Genomic DNA, 3,957 nt, shown 5'->3' with positions numbered 1-3,957 from the left:
AAGTCATGCCCCAACGTTGGGTAGTCGAACGTTGCGTCAACACTTCAAACTTGTGTAATTCGTTACGTTTGGCGACCTGAACGGCCGTCTGTAGATTGCTCATAACATCTAATTTAAAGTTAACTCCCGAGTAGCCACCATCAACTAAGACATTGCGAACATATCGAAGATCATTGGCGTGTAAAGCAATCATTGTACTCGCCCCGTCTTGATCAGAAACATTTGCCCGCGTAATGTGAATGGCCTGCGGCCAACCATTGATATCCACGGCGAGATGGCGTTTGATTCCAGAGACTTTTTTGCCACCATCATAGCCTTTATTTCAGCCGTTTCAGTAATTTTGACACTTTGGGCATCTAGAATGATGAATGAAGTGGGTGCCGAACGGCCCATGTGTACTCGACCTTGATTGACAATTTTTTTAAGATTGAATCCAACTGACTATGGCCGACTACATTAATCGGTTCTAACCAGCGGCGGAAGTAACCATAAACCGTTTGCCAATTAGGAAAATCATGGGTGATTGACGCCGTTGAGATCCGGTACGAAGAATATAAAGGACGGCATTAAAGATCCCGTAGAAATCAACTTAGCGCGGTCGTGTACGTTGGCGCACAGCTTCTAAATCAGGTCGAATTAGTTCAAATTGTTGCCGGAAAATGTCGCTTGGATAGCTAATCATCTATAAATATCCTTTTTGATTAAACTATATCAAAAATATTTCTGGTTAATAAAGATCAAAAACAGGCCCTTAGAGACTTTGTGCCTAGTATTGTAATCGAAGTTTTCGGCCTCAATTTTTAATTGGTATTTATTGGATGATAGTAATATTTGAATATCCAATAAACAATTCCGCCAATTAATGGAATTCCCAGTCCTATAAATGATGTAACGGGATCATCAAAAAAATTATTGGATAGGATAATTAAAAATGATATGGTTGCAATAATAATAGTCCAAGGATAGCCCCATACTTTATATGGACGAATAACATGCGGCTTTCGGACTCTCATTAATGGAACTGCAAGCACCGTAAGCATATTAAATATTGCTCCTGAAAAAACGACTAATGAAGTCAGTTGGTCTAAATTTCTACTCCACGCCAATATAATTGAAAATAACATTTGCATCCAAAGAGAAAAATCTGGTGTTTTAAATTTTGGATGAACATGAGCAAACACTCGCCAAAGCAGACCATCTTTAGCCGCTGCATAATAATAACGGGCAAATGCCAAAATCATACCATTTAAGGCGCTGATCATTGCTAAGGCCATTGAAATCGCCACTAGAACATTCCCGGAAGTTCCAAGAAAATGTTTTGCTACGTCAGTTCCTAAATACAATTGTCCATTGTTAATGGCGCTTTGGATGTGGCCAAAGGATAAAGTTCTATAAATCGCCAAATTAAATAACACATAAACAATTGTTGTAAAGCCAACTGAAAACAATAAGGCTCTTGGCAGATTCTTTTGCGGATTTTTCATTTCTCCAGCGACAGTGTTTAAATTTGTCCACCCCTCATATGCCCATAATGAAGCAATGATTGCAAAAGAAACCATTTTAATTATAGCAACGGGAGAGAGTGTACTAATTCTAGTATTCATAGTGAAATTTGGAATATATCTCCCCCAGAAAATCCCCAAAATAATAATCAAAATCAATGGTAAAACTTTTAAAACATTGAAACTATTTTGAACTATTTTACCAACTTCGACTCCTAGTACGTTAATTATTGTAAAGATAATGATCAACGAGGTAGCAATAATTTTTACCCATAAATCAGATATTGGCAGCAACGTTCTAAAAGCAATTGGCAGAGCAATCGCAATTGCGGCTACTGATCCAGGACCACCAATAATCATACTTTGAAAATTAAACATATAACCAACAATGGGTGAATATGCATCAGATAGATAAATATAAATTCCCCCTGTAGCAGGATTCATTGCACCAAGTTCAGCAAGGCATAAACTACCTAATAATGTTATTAAGCCCCCTAATAACCAAGCCATCAATGCTAATCCCATTGACATGCCGGAACGTTGTAAAACATAAGATCCGATATAAAAGATGCCGGAACCAATCATAATACCAACTAAAATATTGCTACCGCTAAATACCCCAATGGCTCTTTTGAGTTTGGGTTGAGGGGCCTGTGACTTTTTTGATGAATTCATCTAGTATTTCTCCCAATAACAAAATTTTTCCATTAATTTGCATCTAATACCCATATACATAAGCTTATGGTTTATCAAGTTTTAAAATAACGAGGTAACTGTTCTCTAAAATTATGTGTCTGCTACAAATGAATGCATGCAGAGGACTTAAATTTGTTCAACCGCCGTAATAGTAACTGGAATATTCCCCCTTATTGCTCGTGAATATGGGCAAGCTTGGTGAGCTTCTTCTAGCATTCTCTGTGTTTCAATAATTGAAGTATCCTTTATCCAACCCTCAATATCCACTCCCAAAGTAACATCTGGAACCAGACTATCACTATGGTTATACAAGGAAACCCTTACTTTAATGACTGATTCAACATTAATTTCATTCTTTTTTTTAACGTAATCTAAAGCACTGTTGAAACAGGCACTGTAACCAGCGGCAAATAATTCTTCCGGATTAGTACCCAAATTCTTACTGCCAGGATCTTCAATATTTAGTTTGAATGACTGATTAGGTGAGTAAGATTTCCCAGAGCGACCACCTTTGTTGATCATTGTCGTCGAATATATTTTTTTGCATAATATCACTCCCGTAATTTCTAAAATAATGTCTGTTTATAGGGAAAGAATAAGCCATTTAAAGTGGATATGCGAAAAATTTGTTTGTAATAATCGTGAATTTTATAAAGTTTAAATTACTAAATATCAAGATTATCCTTCAGGCGTTTCAAATTACTACTATTTCCTGTAATTCAGTATGTTCTTGCATCAAGTTTTATTGCTAAAGATTTAAGCTTCGATTCTAATTCTTCCCTTTAGTACCTAAATTAAAAGAGAATTTATTGTCCTCATTTTATTAAGAACCCTGTTTTTAATCTTTAATAACGTTTCAATAAAATCCCAATGAAAGCTAAAGCTACCATAATCCGACTAATTTGTAGGTAACGTTCGCAGTTGCGCCATAGGCGCCGACATTTATTTAACCAACTAAAAGATCGTTCACCCCCCACCACTGTGGTGTTATCCAGACGTGTTTCAAATCACTTTGCTTCGCGTTGATTGTTTCAATCAAACCCGCAAGGTTTTCTTCGGTGTAGTCATCATAAGCCATCACATGACACTCTGATCGAGACGGGGCCAGTGCAATGATCACTTTACATACCATGCATTTACGACAGGTTCAAAATGTCTTAGTTGATGGTGGTTATTCAGGTATTAATTTTCGGATTGATGTGGCCAGTAATTTAAACGCAACCGTGTAGGTTGCGAAGCACAATGAGTTGCATCTTTGGAAAAATTATGAGCATCAATTAACCACCAATCTGTAAACGGCGTTTCGGCGTTCATAGCACTATTACTTAAGAGATTTTAGACAGCCTCTAAGTAATTTCTCTGTTTTTCCCATTAATAAATATAAAATTTTTACTCGAATTGACCTTTTATTAGATCCGGTTTTAATAATAATTTGTAGGTGCACTAAACCAGCATATACAATTTAGTACCCTTCTATTCAGCAATCATCGTTAGTTAACATGGCACTTTGCAGGAACGGAGAAATCACAGTTTTAATTTGAACATGCAAAATGAGCAAACATGTGTAGTTTAACTAATTGATAAATTTCCCGTTTTCTCAATGATTCGTATACCCATTTTAATTTAACCCGGTTTGATCATTGAGGGTATATTCAAACGAAGCGTAATGGCTGGTGTTACTTATCAACCATCATGGATCTGCACTCAAGACGAATTATCGGCTATTCATTCTCAAAAAAGATGGCTACTGATTTAGTCT

3 protein-coding genes and 2 pseudogenes are annotated in these 3,957 nt (G+C 36.6%); 1 reads left to right on the top strand and 4 read right to left on the bottom strand.

Annotation, left to right across the window (positions count from 1 at the left end; all coding sequences use genetic code 11):
• The 4 genes and pseudogenes from FC98_RS15275 to FC98_RS15345 all read right to left on the bottom strand — a co-directional run.
• Positions 1 to 682, bottom strand: a pseudogene (locus tag FC98_RS15275) (IS5 family transposase); the annotation flags it as partial.
• Between the two features lie 118 nt (positions 683 to 800).
• Positions 801 to 2,177, bottom strand: a complete 1,377-nt coding sequence (locus FC98_RS13460; protein ID WP_056949743.1) for an APC family permease — start codon at positions 2,175 to 2,177, stop codon at positions 801 to 803.
• A gap of 147 nt (positions 2,178 to 2,324) precedes the next feature.
• Complete coding sequence (locus FC98_RS13455) at positions 2,325 to 2,720, bottom strand: Ohr family peroxiredoxin (protein WP_054656169.1); 396 nt, start codon at positions 2,718 to 2,720, stop codon at positions 2,325 to 2,327.
• Positions 2,721 to 3,144: 424 nt separating this feature from the next.
• Positions 3,145 to 3,276 carry a hypothetical protein gene (locus tag FC98_RS15345; RefSeq protein WP_268872055.1) on the bottom strand — a complete coding sequence of 44 codons (132 nt, stop codon included), beginning with the start codon at positions 3,274 to 3,276 and terminating at the stop codon, positions 3,145 to 3,147.
• 10 nt (positions 3,277 to 3,286) lie between these two features.
• Between FC98_RS15345 and FC98_RS14815 the strand changes: the two are divergent.
• Positions 3,287 to 3,537: pseudogene (locus FC98_RS14815) on the top strand (IS5/IS1182 family transposase); the annotation flags it as partial.
• Between the last annotated feature and the right edge of the window lie 420 nt (positions 3,538 to 3,957).

Source organism: Lentilactobacillus kisonensis DSM 19906 = JCM 15041 (genome assembly GCF_001434135.1).
Classification (GTDB): Bacteria; Bacillota; Bacilli; order Lactobacillales; family Lactobacillaceae; genus Lentilactobacillus; species Lentilactobacillus kisonensis.
Note: the sequence above shows the minus strand (reverse complement) of the source record. Positions and strands in the feature narration are given on the sequence as shown.

Coding starts and splice junctions, on each gene's coding strand:
- FC98_RS13460 (WP_056949743.1), bottom strand. CDS start 2,177: ATGAATTCATCAAAAAAGTCACAGGCCCCTCAACCCAAACTCAAAAGA.
- FC98_RS13455 (WP_054656169.1), bottom strand. CDS start 2,720: ATGATCAACAAAGGTGGTCGCTCTGGGAAATCTTACTCACCTAATCAG.
- FC98_RS15345 (WP_268872055.1), bottom strand. CDS start 3,276: ATGGCTTATGATGACTACACCGAAGAAAACCTTGCGGGTTTGATTGAA.